Origin of the sequence: Rahnella selenatireducens (assembly GCF_046449555.1) — a bacterium.
GTDB classification, from domain to species: Bacteria; Pseudomonadota; Gammaproteobacteria; order Enterobacterales; family Enterobacteriaceae; genus Rahnella; species Rahnella selenatireducens.
This window is the reverse complement of sequence record NZ_JBKEZJ010000013.1, coordinates 87,673-110,104: the sequence shown is the minus strand read 5'-3', so window position 1 is coordinate 110,104 and position 22,432 is coordinate 87,673. Positions and strand designations below refer to the sequence as shown.

Genomic DNA, 22,432 nt, shown 5'->3' with positions numbered 1-22,432 from the left:
ATAGGGTCAGTTTCAGGTTTTTAAGCAAACGATTGGCTCCAGATGCAGCAAGGCTTTGATCTGCGAACCTCTGCCCATAATCAAGGGAATTTTATTCACCTGAACATGGTCAAATTTCAGCTTTGTGAGATACCGCTCACCGGAAAATAGCCCTACCCCTTTTGGGGGTGTTTACAGAAATTGTGGGTTTATATAAGATGCATGTAAAATACATGTTATAATTTTTCATTCTAAATAACCTTAAAGTCATTGGAGCTGCGGCAGTTTCAAGGACGAAGGGGAAGGAGTTCACTATGCTAGATGCACAAACTATCGCAACCGTTAAATCCACCATTCCTTTGCTCGCGGCAACCGGCCCGAAACTGACGGCTCATTTCTACGATCGCATGTTCGCGCACAATCCCGAGCTTAAAGACATCTTCAATATGAGCAACCAGCGCAATGGCGATCAGCGTCAGGCACTGTTTGATGCCATCTGCGCTTATGCGGCGAATCTCGAAAATCTGGCGGCGCTTTTACCCGCCGTGGAACGTATCGCGCAGAAACACACCAGTTTTATCATTCAGCCGGAACAGTACAACATTGTCGGTGAACACCTGCTGGCAACGCTGGATGAAATGTTCAGTCCCGGTCAGGAAGTGCTGGAGGCGTGGGGCAAAGCCTACGGCGTGCTGGCGGGCGTTTTTATCAATCGTGAAGCAGAAATCTATAAAGAAAGCGCCGAAAAAACCGGTGGATGGAGCGGCACCCGTGAATTCCGCATTGTGGAAAAACAGCCGCAAAGCGAACTGATTACCTCTTTCCTGCTGGAACCCGCTGATGGCAAGCCGGTGGCAGATTTCCAGCCGGGGCAATATCTGGCGGTTTATATCCGCGATGCTTCCCTGGAAAATCAGGAAATTCGTCAGTATTCCCTGACACAAGCACCGAACGGTAAAACGTACCGCATCGCAGTAAAACGTGAAGGTCAGGGCGCGGTTTCTAATTTCCTGCATAACTTTGCGCTGCCGGGCGATATTATTCACCTTGCCGCGCCGCACGGTGATTTCTTCATGGATGTCAGCGAAACCACGCCGGTCGCGCTGATTTCCGCTGGTGTCGGTCAGACGCCGATGTTAGGCATGCTCAGCACGCTGGCGCAGCGCGGCCATAAAGCGCCGGTTCAGTGGCTGCACGCCGCCGAAAATGGCGCGGTTCATGCGTTTGCCGGTGAAGTGAAAAGCGCGCAGACACAACTTCCGCAGCTGGAAAGCCATGTCTGGTATAATCAGCCGCTGACAAGCGATTTACCCGGTGAAGATTTCCAGTATCAGGGGCTGATGGATCTGAGCAAAGTCAGCGAAAAACTGACCGATCCGGCAATGCACTTCTACCTGTGCGGTCCGGTGGGCTTCATGCAGTTTGCTGCAAAACAACTGCTGGCACTGGGCATTGCGGAAGCCAACATTCACTACGAATGTTTCGGCCCGCATAAAGTCATCTGACTTTGAGAATACTCGCGCTGAAAAGTAAAAAGGCTGACGCAATGTCAGCCTTTTCTGTTTCAGACTCTGAATAAAATCAGATAGCCTCTTCGTCCTGCTCGCCGGTGCGGATACGGACTACGCGCGCCACGTCGAACACGAAGATTTTGCCGTCGCCGATTTTGCCGGTCTGCGCGGTGGTCATGATAGTTTCAACACAGGTATCCACGATGTCATCTGCCACAACAATCTCGATTTTTACTTTTGGCAGGAAATCGACCATGTATTCCGCACCACGGTACAGTTCGGTATGACCTTTCTGACGACCAAAACCTTTTACTTCGGTCACAGTCATCCCGGTGATCCCAACTTCAGCCAGTGCTTCGCGGACGTCGTCGAGTTTGAATGGCTTGATAATCGCATCAATCTTTTTCATGGCGGACCCTTATAATCATTCGTTTGCTCTCCGCCTTCCTGAGCGGCAGCATGGTTCACAGTCTGGTTTCGGATGCCGGAGCATGCGAAGGCGCTAAAGGTATCATAGTTCAGCGGCAGGAATGTACCCGATGCCGCTGAAAGTAAATTCACGTTACTCTTTAAAATCCGTGGCTTCCAGCTCGTGGCGGGAAAGCAACTTGTAAAATTCGGTGCGGTTACGCCCGGCGATACGCGCCGCTTGTGTCACATTGCCTTTGGTTATCTGCAAGAGCTTACGCAAATAATTCAGCTCGAACTGGTTTCGCGCATCAGCAAAAGTTGGCAATGCGGTGTTCTCGCCTTCCAGCGCCTGCTGCACCAGTGCCTCACTGATGACCGGCGCGGAAGTCAGCGCTACGCATTGCTCGATCACGTTCACCAGCTGACGCACATTGCCCGGCCAGCTCGCCGCCATCAGCCGTTTCAGCGCATCGGTGGAAAAACTGCGGACGAACGGCTTGTGCCGCTGCGCCGCCACGCGAAGCAGATGGTTTGCCAGCAGCGGAATATCTTCCGCCCTTTCGCTCAGCGTCGGCAATTTCAGGCTCACGACGTTCAGACGATAAAACAGATCTTCACGGAACTCGCCTTTCTCCATCGCTTTCGGCAAATCGCGGTGCGTGGCAGAGATAATGCGCACATCGACGTCGATATCCTGATTGCTGCCCAGCGGACGGACTTTGCGCTCCTGCAAAACGCGCAACAGTTTGACCTGCAATGACAGCGGCATGTCGCCGATTTCATCGAGAAACAACGTTCCGCCGTTCGCCGCCTGGAACAGCCCTTCACGGCTGCTGACCGCACCGGTAAACGCGCCTTTGGCGTGGCCGAATAATTCAGATTCCAGCAACTGTTCCGGCAGCGCGCCGCAGTTGATAGCGATAAACGCATTCTTTCCGCGCGGGCTGGCACCGTGGATCGCCTGCGCAAGCACTTCTTTACCCGTGCCGCTCTGGCCATTAATCAGCACGCTGACATCGGACTGCGCGACCATATTGGCCTGCTCCAGCAGACGCAACATCAGCGGACTACGGGTCACAATCGACTCGCGCCAGCTTTCATCCACCGACGGGCTGGACTGCGCCAGCGCTTCATCAATGGCTTTATATAGCGCATCGCGGTCGACCGGTTTGGTGAGAAACCCGAAAACCCCCTGCTGCGTGGCGGCAACCGCGTCGGGAATTGAGCCGTGCGCCGTCAGAATAATGACCGGCATTCCCGGCTGAAATTTCTGGATCTCAGCAAAAAGCGCCATGCCATCCATTTCATCCATGCGTAAATCGCTCAGCACCAGATCGATTCGTTCGCGATGCAATACGCGCAACGCTTCAGCCCCGCTTTCGGCAGTTGTGACACGAAAACCTTCACTGGTCAGACGCATGCCCAGCAGCTTTAACAGGCTGGGATCGTCGTCCACCAGTAATAAACTTGCTGCTTTACGTATCGTCATTTGGCGTTCGACTCCTTTGGAGGCGGCACGTAAGTTTCTGCCGGTTTCACCGTGGATCCGGTCGCCGGTTTTGACGACGAGGTCGCGTCGTTGTCCGGCAGATCGCCCTGGATCTGCTTACGCGAGGAAAGCTGACGCTCGATATCGGTCAGGTTTTCCAGCTTACGGCGGGTATCGGCTAAATTATTTTCCAGCACCAGTTGTTCAGCGGCCATTATCTGAAGTTTGTCTTCACTGACCGCCTGCTGACGTGCGTTACGCGCCTTCTCATCACCAAGCACGACTTGCAGATTCTGGCGCTCACGCCACAACTGCACCAGCGGGCGAATGGATCCCGGCATCTGGCCGCGGAATTCGCTCACTTTGGCCAGCAATGCCCGGCGCTGCTGTTGATCCGGTTCAGCGCCAGACAGCAGAATGCTTTGCTTGAAGACCTGATCCCAGCGGGTCGCCGAAATCTGCTGCGCCTGGAAACGCGCCTGCGCATCGCTCATGCGATCGGCGCAATCCATCGCCCGCAGCCAGTACAGCGAGTTGGTCATCGCTTCGCCGTCATCCAGCGTCCATAGGGTTTCGCAGGGGGCGATACGGAAATCAATGACTTTGCTGTCAGGCACAATCTGGTCGGAAACTTGCTGGTAATAACGGTTATCGGCGGAATGTGGCACACAACCCGCCAGCGCCAGAGGAGCGCTAAGGAGGAGAACCCGGCGGCGAGCCACGACGCGCACCAGACGGGAAACGAATTTCGACATAAAGGTTAATGCGTTCATTGGCCGCACCAGCCTGCAAATAGGATCATGATCAGTTTTTCTCAGCCGTCAGGGGCAATTCAATACGAAAACAAACGTCCGCATCTTCAACGGCAACCAGTTGCAGCTCTCCATGCATGCGGCGTATACAGTCCTGAGCAATGCTCAATCCCAGACCGCTGCCTTTTACAGCCCCTTTTCGTTGCTGGCTACCCTGGTAAAAAGGTTCAAAAATCATCGCGCGCTCGGCTGCGGGGATCGGGGTTCCGGTGTTCGCCACCTCAATAACCACCCGCCCTGCTTCTTCCCGGCTGCGGACCCAGATAGTACCGGATTCAGCCCCGTAGTGCACCGCATTGGAATAGAGATTATCCAGCACGCGCTTAAGCAGTGTCGGTTCCGCCAGACATAGTGGCGCGCCGATAGTGACTTCGCTGCGGATCTTCTTGGCGCGCGCGGGCAGGCTGTTGGCGATCACGACGTCATTCACCAGGGCATTAAGGTCAACGGCCACGCTCAGCGCCGGCGCATCCGCCAGTTTGCGGTTGTAATCAAGCAATTGCTCAATGAGCGTTTGCAGGTGACGGCTGCTGCTGTTGAGTATCGCTACCACGTCTTTTTGATCCGGCGTCAGCGGCCCGGCGACTTCATCGGCCAGCAACTCCGTGCCTTCGCGCATGCTGGCGAGCGGCGTTTTGAGTTCATGGGAAATGTGACGTAGAAATTCGTGGCGCTGAGATTCCAGCCACGCCAGACGCTCACTCAGCCAGACGATACGCTGCACCAGAGAACGAATTTCACGCGGGCCTTTAAACCGCGTGACATCTCCCAGATTGCGCCCTTCTCCCAGCCGGTTGATCATTCTCTCCACGCCTTTCACCGGCCCGATAATCATACGGGTAAACAGCACCACCAGCGCGCCGCTGAGCAGAAACAGCACCAGCGCCTGCCAGCCAAAGAACTGGCCGCGTTCGGCAATCGCGCGCTGAAGCTGCTGACCGCGGGAAAAGACCACTTCACGGGTTGCCTGAAGCATTTCGGCATTAGTGCGCGAGAAGTTTTCCAGCCGCGCGGAAGCGTCATTATCCGGCGCATTATTGTGGCAGGTGGGTTCGGTCAGTTGCGTCAGCAACGTACGCAGCGTCTGGTAATAGCGTAAATCGGGCAGGACGGACGCGTGCGCATCCAGCAGCTGCGAATATTGTTTATGCTGATTCTGATAAAGGCGGGAAAGCGTCGGATCGTCGAGAACGCAATACTGGCGATAGCTGCGTTCCATTTCGAGCGCGATGCTGGACATGGATTCGCTTCGGCGCGCATCGCTTAATGTCGTGCGGTTAATATGCGCCGCCTGACGGCTGAGCTGATCGAGGCTGTCATAAGCCTGCCAGGCTAGCACCAGTAACGGCAACAGGACTAACAGGAAAGCCATCAATACCAGCTGGCGTAAAGAACCGGGGAATAAACGTCCTCTTTTCAACGCATTCATCTCATTTTTCGCACATAAACCATGCTAACTGACAACGGTTTGAACAGCCAGTGTGTCACGGAGAAAGTGAAAGAGGATTTGAAAGAAACAGGAAGTCTTTGAAGGAGTGGTATTGCTGGATATCCTGATGGATATCCAACAAACCGGAAGAGGTGGTGCCTCACTCAACGTGTCGTTCGATGCTTGATAACGTGCTTGCGCAACGATTATCGGTCTGGTGAACGATAGGCACCGTTTCTTTGGCGTCATTCGTACATTATGAGCATATCAACGCTCTCGCGTGAGCAGTCATAATCAGGTGAATGAGCAACTGCCAGAATATAGCACAAAGCGTGCCAGTTATAACTTATAAATTACATTACGCTGATAAATAACAACTTTTATTTATCAGTGAAGGTCTCACTCAAAAAATGGCTGCAATCTCTGCATGAAAATCACGCTTCCTGTCGTCATTTCCCAACATGTTTTTTGATGAAAAATAAAGTTACTTATAATCAGTGGGTTAAATGTCGCCAAATGACGACACACTTAAACTTATCTGTCGCCATTTAATGACATCATCTTATCAGTGATTTATTAAGAGTCTGTCAGTGCTCGCTGAAACCAAGAGAATTCGGGGTCGGCACCGGTTGTTCGCAGTCTGCCGGATTGTCTGCTTTCGCCGGGTCACACATCGTGGCCTGCGGCGGCAGGAAGATATGGTCAAGAATGGCACGCGCCGTCGGCCCGGCGACCACGCCATCGCCCCCGCCGTTTTCCATAATAAGCGCCATCACCACCGTCGGATGTTTATAGGGGGCAAATGCCGTATAGAAAATATGGTCTCGCAGGCGGACAGGCGTCATTTTAGCGTTATAGACCTGATTCTCGCGCAGGCTGAATACCTGAGACGTCCCTGATTTCGCGGCTATCTGATAAGGCGCGGTGTGAAAGAGTTTATAACCAGTACCGTTCGGGAAATTCGCCATTCCGAACATACCATTTTTCACTATTCCCCAGATTGGCGATTTGCCATCGGCAATCTGCTGCGTCGGCGGCATTTTATAGGGCGTGATCACTTTGCCGCTTTTTGAAGAATAAAGCAGATGCGGCGTTTCGAGTTTGCCGTTATTCACCAGCGCGCTGAGCGCACGCACCATCTGGATTGGCGTCGCGACCCAATAACCCTGACCGATACCCACCGAAACCGTGTCCCCCTGATACCAGCCCTTTTTATGGACTTTCATCTTCCATTCGCGGCTTGGCAGAACGCCATTATATTGCTCGTCGAGATCGATGCCGGTGGACTGCCCGTAACCGAACTTGCTCAGCCAGGTATGAATGCGGTCGATGCCCATTTCATACGCCACCTGATAGAAGAACGTATCGGCGGATTCCTCGATGGCTTTGGTGACATTCAGCAGGCCGTGGCCGGTTTTCAGCCAGTCGCGATAATGACGCTCGGTGCCTGGCAGCGTCCAGGTCGGTGCGCCGAAGAAGGTCGTTTGCGGCGTAATCACCCCTTCAAATAAAGCAGACGTTGCCATGAATGGTTTCACCGTCGAGGCCGGGGGATACAAACCCTGCGTCACACGGTTTATCAGTGGCAGATCCGGGTTTTTCAGCAATGCGCTGTATTCCTTACTGGAAATTCCGTTCACGAACGGATTCGGATCATAACTCGGGCTCGACACCATCGCTTTGATGCCGCCGTCCCGCGGATCCATTACCACAACGGCAGCCCGCTGTCCTTTCAGGACTTTTTCGATGTACTGCTGTAAACCAAGATCCAGCGTCAGGTAGATATTTTGCCCGGCCTGCGGTGGCACTTCTTTGAGAAGACGCACGACGTGCCCGTGGTTATCCACTTCCACTTCCTGATAACCCGTGCGGCCATGCAGGATATTTTCATAATACTTTTCAACGCCCTGCTTACCAATATCGTGGTCAGCCGCGTAGTTTTCCGCGATCCCTTCTTCATCGAGACGTTTCGCGTCTTTATCATTGATTTTCGACACATAACCGACGACATGCGCCAGCTCCGCACCGTACGGATAACGCCGCTGCTGATAAGTGCTGATGGAAACACCGGGGAAATCAAACTGATTCACGGAAAAACGGGCGACTTCGACGTCAGTCAGCGCCAGTTTCAGCGGGATCTGCGCAAAGTGACGGCCATGGATCATCGCGTCATGGAAGCTGTCCAGATCATCCTGTGTCAGATCGACAATCGGTTTGAGTGCATTCAGGGTCGCTTTAAGATCCGGCACTTTTCCGGGGATCACCTGAATCTGGTAAAGCGTAATATTTTGCGCCAGCACCACGCCATTGCGGTCCATGATCAACCCGCGACTCGGGGCGATCGGCAGCATTTTGATGTCATTTTGATTCGAGCGGGTCTGGTAAAAATCGTGCATTCCGACCTGCAGATGATACAGGTTGAACACCAGAGCAGCAGACATTAAGGCCACAACCAGAAATGCGATCACGGCGCGACGAACGAAAAGGACGGACTCGGCGGTATGGTCGCGGATTTCGTCGTTAAGTAAGGCCATAAGCGGGCAAATACCTTTATTGTCTGCTTCTTGAAGCGGGCGAAAAAAGAAAAATTCGGGGCTGGAAAAGTGCGCAAGGATAGCCCGTCGGTAAACGGGCGACTATAAGAAGTGTGCTAATGAAGTGGCAGGAGTGTTTCTATTTATTAACGGCTGACCGTCAGGCTGAGCATGATGCTTTAAAAAGTTCGGGTTACCGGGAGCAAATAACGCACCTGTAGCTCGATATGACGCGCATCATCACTTGACCGTGTTGACCTTGCAGTCACCATAGACATAACCTTCGGTTTGCGTCGCGACCACAAAGCTGTCTTTTACGTGGATATACATCAGGTTATCCTGCGCGCCAGCTTTCATCGGCTGATTGTCCTTACCGATGATATCTGTCAGTTCAGGGCTGGTGACCAGTTTGCTGCCGTCAGGGGAAAAACTGAACGTATTCCCGGCGTCATAAACGCGCGCATCTTTATTCACGACTTCAGAAACATCATTGCCGTCTTCGGACTGCGTATGATGCGTTAACACACATTGATACTGCGTGACTGCCGATGCTGAAAACGACGCCAGCGCCAAGACAACCGCCACACAACCGCCTAACCTGACCATCAGATAAATCCATAAAGTGAGCAAGAGTTCCATGCTATCACTTGGCTGCACGATGAAAAGAGCCCGCAAAAGATATTTTCACGTGCCAAAAACCTTAAGCCAAATTCGGGACTACACGCAGTTTGATTGGCGATTTTTTAGACAAAATTTAACTAAAACAGGAATCTGATAAACAGATGTGAAAGCACTTTGCTGTAAAACTCATGACTCTGTTCATTTACTTGTTTTTTGTACTGCCACGCAGAAAAAACCTACCTATAATCCGCAGATTGCACATACGCCGTTAACAAAGGATTGAGATGAAATCTTTCAAAGTACCCGGAACGGAAATGGTCTTACGTTTTCACGAATTATCTGGGCTGGGCGTTCCGTTGGTTTTTATCCACGGCCTGGGATGCGCGGCGTCCTGCGATTTTCCACGCGTCGCCACCGATGCATCCCTGCGCCCTCGCCGATCATTCCTGCTGGATTTAGCGGGTTCCGGTTTCAGTGATAAACCAAAGGATTTCAGCTACAGCCTGCAGGATCACACGCTGTGCGTCATCGCATTACTGGAAAGCCTCGGGGTACCGCAGGTCAATTTAATCGGCCACAGCATGGGCGGCAGTATTGCCATCATGGTAGCGACTCAGCGGCCTGACCTGATTCAGCGCCTGATTGTCGCCGAGCCAAATCTTGATGCAGGCGGCGGAATATTCAGCCGTGCGGTCGCGGAATATACAGAAGAAGACTATCTGGCTAAAGGCCACGCGCATCTGATTAATGTCGCCGTGCGCAGCAATGATCCTGTCTGGGCAGGATCGATGAGCGTCGCGTCTCCGTTGGCCATTCACCGGCAAGCCGTCGGGCTGGTCAATGGCGAACCGACGCCGTGGCGCGAACAGCTCTATAACCTGAAAATGCCCGCCACCGTTTTGTTTGGCGAGTTTTCACTGCCGGAACCGGATGTCGCGATTTTACCGCAGCATGGCGTGCATACCGCCGTGGTACCGCAGGCGGGTCATTCGATGATGTGGGAAAATCCGACCGGCGTTGCGGCGGCAATCAATGCGGCGCTGAATGCAGAAGCGTTGTGATTCGGCCTGAAGCACTGAAGTATAAAACGAGCCGGTTAAGGCTCGTTTTGCATTTATAGCCCCTGATAAATAGTCAAAATCGCTGCTGTGATAATTCTTCCCTGCTTCTGCGGATGTCAGCGGATAATCGTAGAACCGTCGCTTGTAACAAAACTTGTGAGAATGCACGAAAAGGTTAATTGAAGGATTAGTGATCCAGATCAACTAAAACCCTTGTCCCGCAAGGCCTGCAGCCACGTTTTAAGTCCAATTTCAGGGTGTTTTTGGCGCCAAAATGGCGACTCATACCTCGCCAGATGCATTTCATTCCATAACTCATGCATCTCACGCCGCAAATGAACTGCATGTATTCGCGAGGACTATCATAGCGACAGTTAATTGAATCTACTTCGCTCGGGAGAACCCGCTATGAGTGACAAATCTGGCATGCACAACGACAACCGTACCCGCTGGCTGACACTGGCCGGTACCATTCTTACTCAGCTTGCTCTGGGTTCCGTTTACACCTGGAGCCTGTTCAACGGCCAGTTGTCCGAGAAGTTGGGCGAACCTATCAGCCGCGTGGCACTGACTTTCGGGATCCTGAGCCTGTGTCTGGCCCTCGCCTCTTCTGTCGCTGGTAAGCTTCAGGAACGCTTCGGTGTGCGTACCGTGACCATCGCCGCCGGTTTACTGATGGCCGCCGGGTTCTTCCTGACCGCGCATTCTGACAACGTGATTATGTTGTACATCAGCGCCGGTGTGCTGGTCGGCCTGGCGGATGGCGCCGGTTACCTGCTGACGCTGACCAACTGCGTGAAATGGTTCCCTGAGCGCAAAGGTCTGATTTCTGCCTGTTCAATCGGTGCTTACGGTCTGGGCAGCCTGTTATTCAAATTCGTTTGCGGGCATTTACTGGCAACCGAAGGCCTGCAAAACACCTTCATGATTTGGGGTGGCGTGGCAATGGTGATGGTGATTGTTGGTGCGATGATGATGAAAGATGCGCCGAAACAGCAGACTGCCGATGTGACCCGCGAAGAAAACAGCCTGAACGACAACAGCAACGACAGCCGTGATTTCACGCTGGCCGAAGCAGTGCGCGCTCCGCAATACTGGATGCTGGCGCTGATGTTCCTCACCGCCTGCATGAGCGGTTTGTACGTGATTGGTGTGGCAAAAGATATCGGCCAGAGCCTGGTTAAACTGGATGCCCTGACAGCCGCGAACGCCGTGACCGTGATAGCGATTGCTAACCTGAGCGGTCGTCTGGTTCTGGGTGTTCTGTCTGACAAAATGCAACGTATCCGCGTTATCTCCATCGCGCAGATTGTTTCCCTGGCCGGTATGAGCATGATGTTGTTCACCCACATGAACGAAACAATGTTCTTCATCTCCGTTGCCTGTGTGGCCTTCAGCTTCGGCGGCACCATCACCGTTTATCCTTCACTGGTCAGCGATTTCTTCGGCCTGAACAACATGACCAAAAACTACGGTCTGCTGTATCTCGGCTTCGGTATCGGCAGCATCTTCGCTTCTCTGGTGGCGTCTCTGTTCGGCGGCTTCGCGGTAACGTTCAGCATCATTACCGCATTATTGATAGTATCATTGGTTCTTTCTGCCACGATTCGCTTACCGAATAAATCAGAAGCCGGTCATAATACGCTCCAGCACGTGTAAAGCAGCAGCTGTACGCATCATAAATGATGAACGGGAGCATAATTTGCTCCCGTTTCTTATGAGTAAAGCATATAAAGCCGGCTGCTTATTCACGAAAAACCTATGAACAAATGTGAACAGACCGGACACCCGTTAATGAAACGCACCACCCTCGCTCTTTTCAGTCTTATGCTGGCGATGACCGCCATGAACAGTTTCGCCGTGGCTTACCCTTCAAGCGCACAGGAAGTGGCTTCTGAATTGAACCGCAAAGCCAGCGAAAGCGGTTCCCGCCCGTCCACCACGTTGGACTCCGGCGCGCACAGCAAACTGACTTCCCGCAGCGACTATCTGAAATAAGATCACAAAATCCGCCCTTACTCCGGTAAAGTGTCTAAAATTAGAACAGATAATTATCCATACGGATTATATGTTTGTTATAATCACGGCTCGAAACCGATCATTCGGCGATTTATTCCGCAACACGCACAAGGAGTGTGAAATGAAGGCAACAGCATTTTGGTTAATCATGGCGGGCGGTTCTGTCGGAATCGGCTACGTGATGGCACTGATGATGGAACTTTTCTAATCCAGCAACGTTGAACACCACGGATAAATAAGGACATTTTATGACATTTTACAGCCCCAAACGCATCATCCTCTACACCGCTGCAGCGATTGCGCTGCTGGTCATCGTCGGCCTGGTCACTTACTTCACCGTCGGCCACTTAGGCGCTTAACGCCTTTTCATTGTTTTGCCCTGCCCGGTGGCGATACTTCGCGTATCGCCGCATAATGCTGCCATTCACTGTGACAAACGGAAGAGAAAATCATGACCTGGAAAGGATTAATGATTGTTGCTGCGGTTATTGTGCTGGCGAGTATCGGCTCTGAGTCTCTGATGCAGAAGGGAATTGCGATGGCTGACGCCAAAATAGATCAGATCATTGGTCATTACGCCGACAAATAAGGCTTACATCTGCTGGAGTAACATTACCGGACAATGACAAAACCATACACAGCGTTTGTTATCTTAAATCCATCAAATGTTGTGTGATGTTCCTGTGTTAAGTCCCTGTGTAATACCCCTGTAGAACCCTGTTATTTTGCCCGCCGTGTGCGGGCTTTTTTTTGGCTTTTTTTCAAAAAAATTTAGTTTTGGATAAGAGGCACAGAAGCCAATTCCCGAAATCATTTGGGTTGGATCAAGGCGGCAACGTAACGAATCCCCGGGAGCGTAGATTAAGTATGTGACTGAGGTGAGCGAAGGCAGCCAATACAGAGCCAGCCTAAAGAATGAAGGGAATTTGCCGGTGCTTTCCCGGCTGTCACATTATGGCGTAAGCGTTCATCGTACACTCCAACATTACGCGGCCTGAGCGCGGCCTTTTCACAACAGAAAAAACGGCTAAATAAATAAAAAAGCAAACCGGTTTTTCTGTTGTGGCTCCCGAGATAATTCTGGAAGCGTTTAAATAATAAACCCCGGCGTTGGCCAGGGCTTATTTTTGTCATTATTCATGTCGATATTGAATTAATTATTCTGTCTGCTCCGGGTTATCCCATCTTCGCTATTGCAGAGTGATTACTTTCAATATCTGGCGACATTACAGAACGACAACGTTACCGGCTGATGGGCCTTTCTGACCTTGTTCGATGGTGAACTCAACGTTCTGACCTTCGTCCAGGGTTTTGAAATCATTGCTCTGGATTGCAGAGAAGTGAACGAACACGTCTTTGCTGCCGTCTGCAGGGCTGATGAAACCAAAACCTTTACCAGCGTCGAACCATTTTACTAAACCAGTCATTTTAGTAGACATAGGAAATACCTTCTTCGTTTTTATTTTATGATGCCATAGGGCAATAGAGGTCTGTTTTTATTTGAAATACTTATGGATGCATCAGAGAAGGAAATTCGTCGGAGAAAGGATTTGCTATATCACTTGAACCAGGAACTACTTTACTAAAATGTCTTACATAAATAGGTCTTAACTACAAACCGTTGACGCTATTTACACACAGGGGGATTTATTAAGCAAGCTTTTATTTCATCGCTATTATATTGACGCAATTTATATTCGTCAGGAAATAACGTGCAGCCCGCCGCTGACGGTGGCTACAGGCTGATGATAAAACATAAAGCCTGCCGGAAATCAGCAGGCTTTAAGATTATTCTCCCAGTGGATTACCCGGCAGATGCGCGTTTAATGCAATCCGCGCGGCGTCCGTCTACCCGTTTTGCGAACCACGCGGTGGTCAGCTTGCGGGTGATTTTCGGGCTTTCCAGCGTAATCCCCGGCAGCAACTCGCGGGGCTGACGCTTACCGGTGGTTTTATCCGCCAGCGCATAAACCTGTTTATACAGGCTGGTTTCCTCAAACTCCGGCTGCTCGCCTTTCTCCAACGCTTTACGGATGGCGGAATGACTGATGTCCAGCCGCTTCGACAGTGTTCTCACCGCCAGCTCCGTGCCGCCTGGTTTATCGGTGCCGTAGTTAATCAGATCACCGTCCAGCGCCAGCGGAATCCCCGTCACCTTGCTCACCGCGCTCTGGAAAGCCGCGTTCCGGCTGGCGTACCACCCGGCATTAAAATCAGCAAAACGGTACAGCGGCTGGGAATAACTGGCCGGATATCCCAGCAGATGCTTCACGCCGAAATAGACGCCGCCGCGACGGCTGAACACTTCATTACGGATTGTGCCGTCAATTTTGTACGGATAGCCTTTGGCATGTTCTTCGGCAAACGCGATGCTGACTTGCATTGGCCCGCCGGTATGCACCGGGTTCAGATTCCCGAACAACTTTTGCCCCATCGGTACCATGTTGATGAAATCATCAAAAATGGCGCTGAGCTGTTTCTCGGTTTTTACGTTATCCAGCCGCTCGCTGTAGGACTTTCCGTTCGGGGATTTAATCAGCAGCGCGGTGTGAACCAGGAAATTCGGCACGTGAACGGCATCCGCGCGGCGATCAATTTCTTTCCACGCGATTTTTCCCAGCCCCGGCACCGGCGCATCGGCATTGAAATTCGATTCCTGCTGCGCCACCGCCAGCACCGAACAGATATTTTCCGTCGTCGCCGAAATGCCCTGTGCGGTGAAAGCGGCGGTAATGTCAGTCGCCCACCCTTTTCTATCCGGTGCGGAAGACGGCATCAGCCGCATGATATCGGCTTTGACGTCACGCGGGTTTTGCACCGGCGCTTCGGTTTTCTTTCCCGTTGTACATCCGGCGAGGATCATCGCAGCCAGCATCACGGCAGATCGGTTAATTGAAAATCGCTTTGCGTTCAACGTTAAACATTCCCTGAATCAATGGCTTTGCCGAAGACGTTAGCGAAGATATCGGCAACTATCTAGCAAAAAATAGCCTTTCTCAGTAAGGTTAGGATCCTGATAACGGAGCTTACGGAGCAAGGAATTTATGCAGAACTCACACTTTAGCCGCGCATTTTTGATGCCTTTTATACTGCTGCTGATGGTTTTTATAGTCAGCGGATGTGGCGATAAAGAGCCTGCCCAGCGCAAAGCCTTTATGGATTTCCTCCAATCGCGGATCCTGGACAAACCGGTGCTGGCCGTCCCGCAACTGACGCAGGCACAATCCAAAGAATTTGGCGATTACAGCAAAGATTACGCGATCATTACCGGCTTCCATCATCAGATGAATATCGAGCTGGATTCCTCGCTGGTACCGGTGTTTGCCGGAATGAACGGCGTTAACAGCGTGAATAACTTGCTCGAACAACGCGACGACCTGAAGAAAATGGCCGACAGCAGCGCGAACTGGAAAGAAAAAATCGTGCTGCTCAAAACGCAGGCAGATACGCAGCACGCGGCGCTCAAGCAGCCGGATGACCTGAAAAAAGTGTACGACCAGGCGTATGAGAAAACGATAAGCAAACCGGCTGCCGTCACCGAACAGGTCTTTGATTTGCTGCCGCAGGTGCTCAACCTGATTGTGGCAAAAGCCGACTTCATCAAAAGTCAGGGCAAAAATGTCACCATCACCGGCAATCGCCTGCAATTTGCCAACCAGAAACAGCTGGATAAATACAACGCCATTCAGCAGCAACTGGTGCCGCTGAATGCGCAGCTGATGCAACTGAGCCGTCAGATGCAGCAAATGGTGCGTTAAACCGGCAGACATCCCTTTCGCCGCCGCAAGGCGGTTTTTTCATGCCGGTGCTTTTGCTATGGTGTGCGGCAATTAAATAAGGAGACACCCATGAACGACGAAACCCTGACCAAACGCGTAGACCAGCTTGAACGCGTAAACCGTGAACTGCTGGTGCAGATTTCCGCCATGCGCCTGCTGTTTGGCAGCGTGGGCAACGTGCTGAACGCCAGTCAGGAAAACGCCTTTACCGTGGCCGTCAATCAGGCACTGGAAGCTAACCGTGCCGACGTCGCCAATCAGGCCGATCTGGACGACGCCTCGCGGAAATTCCGTGAGGATGTCTTCAAATGCACAGAATCTTTGCTGCCCGGCAGCCGCTAAGCGATACATAATAAAAAAGGCCAGGTAAAAAACCTGGCCTTCTTCCAGCAACGATACCACAACGCCCTTCAGCGCATTAACGGCTCACCACACAGTTTCGCCCGTCATTTTTCGCCTGATACAACGCCTTGTCAGCCGATTTCAGCGCACTGTCGATGTTCACTTTTCCCGGATGAAAATGGGTCACGCCCAGCGAAATCGTCACGTTTACGGCCGTGTCAAAGTGCTCTTTTTCAACCTGCCGGCGTAACCGTTCTGCCAGTTGTACAGCGCGTGTTAGTGAGGTGCCCGGTAGCAGCAATAGAAACTCTTCTCCGCCCATGCGGCACAGCAAATCCTCATCACGCGAGTTGTTCAGAATGAGTCGCGACAACTGCGTAATCACACCATCTCCCACGTCGTGACCATAGGTATCGTTGATCTTTTTAAAGTGATCGATATCGAGTGTAATCACACCGATTTGCGACGCCTCGCTCAGCAGTTTATCCGCCTGCTCGTACAAACCGCGCCGGTTCAGCAGGCCGGTCATCGGATCGGTATGCGCCTGCGTACTCAGCTTTTCAATGCGCTGATGCAGCAAGTGGATCCCCTGCAACATCACGCTTTTCAGCTTTGAGGCTTCGTAATACCAGGCATTCACCTGCTGAATTTCCGAGGAGACATCCTCATAATCCATTGTGTCCGCTTTCGATGCGAGTTGCCGTAATGGGCGGGAAATATAGCGCGCCAGCAACCAGATGCCGATAAACACCAGAATCACAAATGGCAGGGTATAAAGCAGAACCTGCAACATGACGTCATACAGCAATATCACGTCAGCCCTTGCCGGATGAAGCACCAGCACCGTCCAGCCCGCGACTTCCATCGTCGAGAAACCGGCCAGCGAATCCTCGCTCTGCAAATTTTTCATGTGCAGAAAACCCTGATCGCGGCCTTCCAGCAGCGCTTTATTCACATTTCCCTGCGGCGTGCTTTCCGTCCAGCCGTCAGCGGCGCGGTACAAAACGTCGCCTTCGTTGTCGATCACATAGATATACGCGTCTTTGCGGTAGTTCCGGGCATTGATCAGTGAATCAATAATACCGCCCTGTTGCAGGGTAATTTCCGCCACCAGATAGCCGAGATACTTTCCCCGCGCATTACGAATCGGTACGGACATCGCAATAATGTGATTATTTTGTGCGGTGCGGAAAGGGGAACTGATCACCGGATTTTGCGTGGCCAGCGCCTGCGTGTTGGCGTCTGACACCAGCCTGAGACCGACCATATTGGCGGAGTTTCTCGACGCGGCGCGAACCGTACCGGTTTTATCCACCACCAGCACAGAGCTGTAACGCTTACTCTGAATCTGCAAACGGTCCGCTTCATCACCGACAGCGTAAAGATCATCAAACTCTTCGCCCAGCAAACCGGCACTGAACATCAGCTGTTTTTGAGCCGCACTGAAAAAAAGATCGGCCGTCAGGGAGAGACGCGCCGCGTAGGACTGACTGGCGCGCAGCGAAGAATCGATAAGAAGTTTTCTTTCGACCTGAAAAATTGCCAGATAACTGCTGAGCAAAATGATGAGCGTACTCACCAGAGCCAGCAGCAATATCAGTCTTTTAAGATTAAATGCAAACCGCCGTTGCTGATCCATTCTCTGTCCGTTGAGCTGATAACCCTGAATGCTAAAGAGGATAGCAGCATGTTAAGCCGGAAATTTGATATGTCTCAGTCAGGGCGGTCTTCTTTGAAGTTGCAGGCAGCAATCTGTCTTAATTTTACGGTTTTCGCCTCACGGCTTGCGGATCAGTTTCTGTAACCGGGCTTTCTGCCAGCGTTCGACCGAACCACGGAAAACAAAAATTCCCAACCCGCGGATCAGCAAAATACCGCCCCAGATACATAACGGCCAGACGAACCAGATGGTATCGGGCGAGGTGTAATGGTTAATCGCAAATAAACCGATATTGATCACCGCCCAGAAAACCACCGAACGATAGAAGCCACTTTCTTCCTCAACCCGCTTTCTGGCTTTTTCGATTTGTTCATCGAGCGCATGCTCGGGCATGGCATCAAATTGCGGATCATTTTCTGTCAGTTCAGAAACTTTCATATCAAACGCCGCCGCAATGGCTCCGAGCGTTTCGAGACTGGCCTGCTCGCCGTTTTCGATACGCTGAACGGTACGCACGCTGAGTGAGGAAAGTTCTGCCAGCTGCTCCTGAGACCAGGCGCGGGAGATCCTGAGTTGCCTGATTTTGCTCTGATTCATATTCTTACCTTTACGTGAATGTTGAACACAGAAACAGCATGCTATACCCAACCGGAAACCAACACGTCAGCAACCTGACACCGGCACGACATCAACCTGACAGCTTTTCAGATCATCACGTTAGCCTGTGATGTAGCGTATTGTCGGGCTTTCTAATTCGGACACAACAAAGCCAGTTCAGGGTTTTCAGGAAAAACGCGCTCGCTGAGAAAGTCGATCAGAACCCGCAATTTTGGCGTCATGTAGCCACCCGACGGCCAGAGAATGAAAAAGTCGGCGCTGCGGCTGACATAGTCATCCAGCACGGTGACCAGTTGCCCACGCGCCAGCTCTTTGCGAATACTAAAATCCGGCAGGCACGCAATGCCCAGGCCCTGCAACGCGAAACATTGCCGCGTCTCGATATTATTACAAACCATCGAAACCGGAAGCGCCAGATCCTGATATTCGCCAAGCGGCCAGGCTTCCAGCTTTCCGCTGTTTGGGAAACGAAAATGCAAACACCGGTGAGAGAGCAAATCAGGCGGCGAGGCCGGAACGCCATACTCTTTGAAATACGCCGGTGAACCCACCAGCAAATGGTGAAACGTCCCCAGTTTACGCATCGACAGACGCGAATCTACCATCTGACCGGTGCGCACCACGGCATCAAACCCTTCGTCAACCACATCCACAATGCGATCGGTAAAGTCCAGATCCAGTTCGATATCCGGGTAACGCCGCATAAATTCGCCCAGCACCGGCAGTAACAGTGTGCTGACCTGCGGCAGGCTCAGCCGCAAACGACCACGCGGGGATTCAGAAAGCTGCAACAACTCGCTTTCTGCGGCTTCCAGTTCCGCAACAATCCGGCGGCTGCGCTCAAGAAACAGCGCGCCTTCTGCCGTCAGCGTCACGCTGCGGGTGCTGCGGTGAAAAAGACGAACCTTCAGTTTGGCTTCCAAGCGCGCAATGGTTTTGCCCACCGCCGAAGCCGAAACGCCCAGCAGGCGACCGGCCGCGACAAAACTGCGGGTTTCCGCGACGTGTACAAACACATTCAGGCTGCTCAGACTTTCCACTGCCACCTCTCATTGCGGACGTTAGTGTCCGTATATTCTGGAAATCTACCCTACTTTTTCCGTACTGAGGAGTTCTCTATCGTGATTTAACACATTCAGAAACTGAGATAACACCATGAATTCCTCCACGCTGAAATCCCGACTCGACCTCGTTGTTGAGCAGGCGATCGCCTCAAAACGCCTTGTGGGTGCCGTTGTACTGGTCGCTAAACAAGGCGAGCTGATTTATCACCACGCCGCAGGGCTGGCTGACCGTGAGGCCGGGCGGGCAATGACAGAAAGTACACTGTTCCGTCTGGCATCAGTCAGTAAACCCATCGTATCAACCGTCGCGATGATCTTAATTTCACAAGGCAAGCTGGCACTCGATGACAACATTCAGACATGGTTGCCGGAATTTTCCCCTTCCCTTGCCGGCGGGCAGCACGCGCAGATCACTGTGCGGAATTTATTAAGCCATACGGCAGGGCTGAGTTACCGCTTTTTTGAGCCTGATGAGCAGGGTCCGTATGCGCTTGCCGGGGTTTCTGATGGCATGGATAACAGCGGAATTTCGCTGGCGGAAAACCTGCGTCGTCTGGCCGGAGTGCCTTTGCTGTATGCGCCGGGCACCTCATGGGGATATTCCCTTGCCGTGGACGTGCTCGGCGCAGTGCTTGAGCAGGTTTGCCAGCAACCGCTCGGCGACGTGGTAAAAAACCATCTTACCGGCCCGCTGGGCATCAACGACACCGCGTTTTATACCGCTAATCCGGCGCGGCTGGCGACGCCGTATGTCAGCGATTTCCCCGTGCCTCACCGCTTGCAGGAAGGCGAAAAGGTCGCCGCCTTCGAAGACACCGTGGGCATTGCGTATTCACCTCTCAGGGCATTGGATGCACAGGCTTTCCCGTCTGCCGGAGCCGGAATGATCAGCAGCGCGCACGACGTGCTGAAAATGTTGGAAATGCTGCGTCAGGGCGGACACCCGTTACTGACACCGGCGCAGGTGGATGAAATGGGGCGCGACCAGACCGGCGGCCTTGAACTGCCGGACATGCCGGGCACCGGTTTCGGGCTGGGTTTTTCCGTCCTGCGCGATCCGCAGGCGGCAGCGTCGCCGGAATCCGCGGGCACCTGGCGCTGGGGCGGCGCTTACGGTCATTCCTGGTTTGTCGATCGCACCGCCGGGCTGAGCGTGGTCGCCTTCACTAACACATTGTACGAAGGGATGTCGGGTGCCTTTGTGAATGAATTACGCGATGCGGTGTATGGAGTGAAGTCATGAATCAGACATCGAAAAAAACGCCGCTCCCGCTCTCGGCCTTGCTGGCGATGGCGCTGACCGGTTTTATTGCCATCATGACGGAAACGCTGCCCGCTGGTTTGCTGCCAGAAATTGCCGGTGGCCTGGACGTATCGCAGGCTTTAGCGGGTCAGATGATTACCGCATATGCCGCCGGTTCGCTGATGGCAGTGATCCCACTGGCGGCCCTCACGCGCGGCTGGAACCGCCGCACGGTGCTGCTGACGGCCATCGCCGGCTTCCTGGTTTTCAACACGCTGACCACGTTCTCGACGAATTTTGCCCTGACGCTGTTTGCCCGCTGGATGGCCGGTGCCGCCGCCGGACTGGCGTGGGGATTACTGGCCGGTTACGCGCGGCGCATGGTGCCCGCGCATCAGCAGGGGCGCGCGCTGTCGGTTGCGATGCTCGGCGCGCCGGTTGCGCTATCGGTCGGCATGCCGCTGGGAACCTGGATGGGTACGCTGCTCGGCTGGCGGATAGCCTTCGGAGTGATGTCTGCGATGACGTTGCTGCTGGTGGTCTGGGTGCTGCGCAAGGTGCCGGATTATCCCGGTCAGAAAGCCGGAGAACGACAGTCGCTGCGGCAGGTCATTCTGATGCCGGGGGTGCGCAGCATTCTGGCGGTGATCCTGCTGTGGATGCTGACCCACAACCTGCTTTATACCTACATTGTGCCGTTCCTGCGGCTCTCCGGTCTGGCCGGTCATGCGGATCAAATCCTGCTGGTGTTTGGCATTGGCGCGCTGGCGGGCATCGGGCTGACCGGCATACTGGTGGATAAACGTCTGCGCCAGACATTGCTCACCAGCCTCGCTATGTTTGCGCTGATCTCACTGGTGCTGGCGCTCAGCAGCCATTCGGCGCTCATCGTGACGCTGTGCGTTGCGGTTTGGGGTCTGACGTTCGGCGGCGCGGCGACGTTGTTGCAAACCGCAATTGCCGATGCCACAGGTGAACATGCGGACATGGCGCAATCGATGGTCGTGGTGGCCTGGAATCTGGCCATTGCGGGCGGCAGTTTGTCCGGCGGAATACTGCTGGAAACTGCCGGGATTGGCGTCTTCCCGTGGGCGATGCAGATTCTGCTGGTCGCCGGTTTACTGATTGCCTGGTGTGCCAGAACACAGGGCTTCAGACCCGGCCCGCGGCATTCTCACCCGCATCAGGCGCAGGATCAAAGTTTCGGAAAGGCACAAAAGGTATAATTTTTTAAACCTTTCCCGAACCAGACGCCTGAATTCTTCCCGGATCCCGGCCTGTTCTGGTAGAGTAAAAAACAGGCAAATCAGAAAAAATGAGATCCATGGAAGCGCGTAAAAAAGCGGGTTTACTCTTAACCGTTCTGGCCACAGCAGCCCTGCTGCTGATGGCCTTCGAATGGCTCGCCGATCAAACGGTGCCAGAACTCAAAGAACATGTTGTTCACTATGTCGATCAGCATCTGGCGGGCTAAATGCCCCCCAAAACAGGGAGGAAAAATGGTGACAAAACGGATGATGGCCAAACACTGGAAAATGGTGGTGGTGCTGCTGTGTATCTGCGGAGCGCTGATGCTCCTGCGCTGGGCCGCCATGATTTGGGGATAACCTGTTGCAAGGTTGTCCACGCTATCAATTTGAGTTAAGTTATTTTCCGTGTAAATACAAGGAGGTGACACGGCATGTACCGTCTGGCCGAAGTTCTGTTAGTGATGATCCTGATTTTATGGGCAATGATTTTGTTTGATATCGGCAACATCAGCCTGCGGATCAGCCAGTTCTTTATGTATCTCGAAGATATGAGACGCACCTGACCTTTCTCGTCGCCCGGACGCCCCCGTTTTCGGCCTCCCGCCCCTGA

At 52.9% G+C, this 22,432-nt stretch carries 23 protein-coding genes; 12 read left to right on the top strand and 11 right to left on the bottom strand.

Translation table 11 applies throughout. The features are described 5' to 3' along the window. The first annotated feature begins 293 nt into the window (after nt 1-293). Nucleotides 294-1,484: an NO-inducible flavohemoprotein gene (gene hmpA, locus ACLBVC_RS19580; RefSeq protein WP_410151012.1), complete on the top strand. Its 1,191-nt coding sequence runs from the start codon at nt 294-296 to the stop codon at nt 1,482-1,484. Nucleotides 1,485-1,560: 76 nt separating this feature from the next. On the opposite strand, the gene glnB is transcribed toward hmpA, so the two are convergent. The 6 genes from glnB to ACLBVC_RS19550 all read right to left on the bottom strand — a co-directional run bounded on the left by glnB (nt 1,561) and on the right by ACLBVC_RS19550 (nt 8,804). Continuing rightward, nucleotides 1,561-1,899, bottom strand: a complete 339-nt coding sequence (glnB, locus tag ACLBVC_RS19575) for a nitrogen regulatory protein P-II (protein ID WP_013574351.1) — start codon at nt 1,897-1,899, stop codon at nt 1,561-1,563. A gap of 153 nt (nt 1,900-2,052) precedes the next feature. Beyond that, nucleotides 2,053-3,390, bottom strand: a complete 1,338-nt coding sequence (gene glrR / locus ACLBVC_RS19570; RefSeq protein WP_410151011.1) for a two-component system response regulator GlrR — start codon at nt 3,388-3,390, stop codon at nt 2,053-2,055. Further along, nucleotides 3,387-4,163, bottom strand: coding sequence for a two-component system QseEF-associated lipoprotein QseG (gene qseG / locus ACLBVC_RS19565; protein ID WP_410151010.1), 777 nt, complete (start codon nt 4,161-4,163; stop codon nt 3,387-3,389). The genes glrR and qseG overlap by 4 nt, the downstream gene beginning before the upstream one ends. A gap of 31 nt (nt 4,164-4,194) precedes the next feature. After that, nucleotides 4,195-5,631: a sensor histidine kinase gene (locus ACLBVC_RS19560; RefSeq protein WP_410151009.1), complete on the bottom strand. Its 1,437-nt coding sequence runs from the start codon at nt 5,629-5,631 to the stop codon at nt 4,195-4,197. A 587-nt stretch (nt 5,632-6,218) separates the two neighbouring features. Beyond that, nucleotides 6,219-8,165 (bottom strand): penicillin-binding protein 2, encoded by a 1,947-nt coding sequence (gene mrdA / locus ACLBVC_RS19555; protein ID WP_152324588.1) that lies wholly within the window; start codon nt 8,163-8,165, stop codon nt 6,219-6,221. Nucleotides 8,166-8,405: 240 nt separating this feature from the next. After that, nucleotides 8,406-8,804 (bottom strand): hypothetical protein, encoded by a 399-nt coding sequence (locus ACLBVC_RS19550; RefSeq protein ID WP_410151008.1) that lies wholly within the window; start codon nt 8,802-8,804, stop codon nt 8,406-8,408. Nucleotides 8,805-9,070: 266 nt separating this feature from the next. On the opposite strand from ACLBVC_RS19550, the gene ACLBVC_RS19545 reads away from it, so the two are divergent. From ACLBVC_RS19545 to ACLBVC_RS19530, 4 genes are all read left to right on the top strand, one after another. Continuing rightward, the gene (locus tag ACLBVC_RS19545) at nt 9,071-9,847 is read left to right on the top strand and encodes an alpha/beta fold hydrolase (RefSeq protein WP_410151007.1); all 777 of its coding nucleotides are present in this window, start codon (nt 9,071-9,073) and stop codon (nt 9,845-9,847) included. 408 nt (nt 9,848-10,255) lie between these two features. After that, nucleotides 10,256-11,506, top strand: a complete 1,251-nt coding sequence (locus ACLBVC_RS19540; RefSeq protein WP_410151006.1) for an L-lactate MFS transporter — start codon at nt 10,256-10,258, stop codon at nt 11,504-11,506. A gap of 135 nt (nt 11,507-11,641) precedes the next feature. After that, on the top strand, nt 11,642-11,845 hold the full coding sequence (locus ACLBVC_RS19535; RefSeq protein WP_410151005.1) for a hypothetical protein: 204 nt from the start codon (nt 11,642-11,644) through the stop codon (nt 11,843-11,845). A gap of 472 nt (nt 11,846-12,317) precedes the next feature. Next, a complete protein-coding gene (locus ACLBVC_RS19530; protein WP_410151004.1) occupies nt 12,318-12,455 on the top strand; it encodes a hypothetical protein in 138 nt (45 codons plus the stop codon). Nucleotides 12,456-13,092: 637 nt separating this feature from the next. On the opposite strand, the gene cspE is transcribed toward ACLBVC_RS19530, so the two are convergent. Both cspE and ACLBVC_RS19520 read right to left on the bottom strand, forming a co-directional pair. Further along, nucleotides 13,093-13,305, bottom strand: coding sequence for a transcription antiterminator/RNA stability regulator CspE (gene cspE / locus ACLBVC_RS19525; RefSeq protein WP_101076387.1), 213 nt, complete (start codon nt 13,303-13,305; stop codon nt 13,093-13,095). 365 nt (nt 13,306-13,670) lie between these two features. Continuing rightward, nucleotides 13,671-14,741, bottom strand: coding sequence for a DUF1615 domain-containing protein (locus ACLBVC_RS19520; RefSeq protein ID WP_410151063.1), 1,071 nt, complete (start codon nt 14,739-14,741; stop codon nt 13,671-13,673). Between the two features lie 169 nt (nt 14,742-14,910). On the opposite strand from ACLBVC_RS19520, the gene ACLBVC_RS19515 reads away from it, so the two are divergent. Continuing rightward, nucleotides 14,911-15,624, top strand: coding sequence for a DUF3053 domain-containing protein (locus tag ACLBVC_RS19515; RefSeq protein WP_410151003.1), 714 nt, complete (start codon nt 14,911-14,913; stop codon nt 15,622-15,624). Between the two features lie 90 nt (nt 15,625-15,714). Beyond that, nucleotides 15,715-15,987: a hypothetical protein gene (locus ACLBVC_RS19510; RefSeq protein ID WP_259228963.1), complete on the top strand. Its 273-nt coding sequence runs from the start codon at nt 15,715-15,717 to the stop codon at nt 15,985-15,987. A 76-nt stretch (nt 15,988-16,063) separates the two neighbouring features. On the opposite strand, the gene ACLBVC_RS19505 is transcribed toward ACLBVC_RS19510, so the two are convergent. The 3 genes from ACLBVC_RS19505 to ACLBVC_RS19495 form a co-directional block, all read right to left on the bottom strand. Then, entirely contained in the window at nt 16,064-17,626 is a 1,563-nt protein-coding gene (locus ACLBVC_RS19505) for a sensor domain-containing diguanylate cyclase (RefSeq protein ID WP_410151002.1), read from the bottom strand. A gap of 138 nt (nt 17,627-17,764) precedes the next feature. Next, complete coding sequence (locus ACLBVC_RS19500) at nt 17,765-18,244, bottom strand: 2TM domain-containing protein (RefSeq protein WP_410151001.1); 480 nt, start codon at nt 18,242-18,244, stop codon at nt 17,765-17,767. 152 nt (nt 18,245-18,396) lie between these two features. Beyond that, nucleotides 18,397-19,305, bottom strand: coding sequence for a LysR family transcriptional regulator (locus ACLBVC_RS19495; RefSeq protein ID WP_410151062.1), 909 nt, complete (start codon nt 19,303-19,305; stop codon nt 18,397-18,399). Between the two features lie 115 nt (nt 19,306-19,420). Here ACLBVC_RS19495 and ACLBVC_RS19490 point away from each other — a divergent pair, with 115 nt between their 5' ends. The 5 genes from ACLBVC_RS19490 (at nt 19,421) to ACLBVC_RS19470 (ending at nt 22,385) form a co-directional block, all read left to right on the top strand. Further along, nucleotides 19,421-20,572: a serine hydrolase domain-containing protein gene (locus ACLBVC_RS19490; protein WP_410151000.1), complete on the top strand. Its 1,152-nt coding sequence runs from the start codon at nt 19,421-19,423 to the stop codon at nt 20,570-20,572. Beyond that, on the top strand, nt 20,569-21,798 hold the full coding sequence (locus ACLBVC_RS19485; protein WP_410150999.1) for an MFS transporter: 1,230 nt from the start codon (nt 20,569-20,571) through the stop codon (nt 21,796-21,798). The genes ACLBVC_RS19490 and ACLBVC_RS19485 overlap by 4 nt, the downstream gene beginning before the upstream one ends. Nucleotides 21,799-21,896: 98 nt before the next feature. Continuing rightward, nucleotides 21,897-22,046, top strand: a complete 150-nt coding sequence (locus tag ACLBVC_RS19480; protein ID WP_410150998.1) for a hypothetical protein — start codon at nt 21,897-21,899, stop codon at nt 22,044-22,046. Nucleotides 22,047-22,071: 25 nt separating this feature from the next. Continuing rightward, nucleotides 22,072-22,179 carry a small membrane protein YniD gene (gene yniD / locus ACLBVC_RS19475; protein ID WP_095923072.1) on the top strand — a complete coding sequence of 36 codons (108 nt, stop codon included), beginning with the start codon at nt 22,072-22,074 and terminating at the stop codon, nt 22,177-22,179. A gap of 74 nt (nt 22,180-22,253) precedes the next feature. Then, nucleotides 22,254-22,385, top strand: coding sequence for a hypothetical protein (locus tag ACLBVC_RS19470; RefSeq protein ID WP_410150997.1), 132 nt, complete (start codon nt 22,254-22,256; stop codon nt 22,383-22,385). Nucleotides 22,386-22,432: the final 47 nt, after the last annotated feature.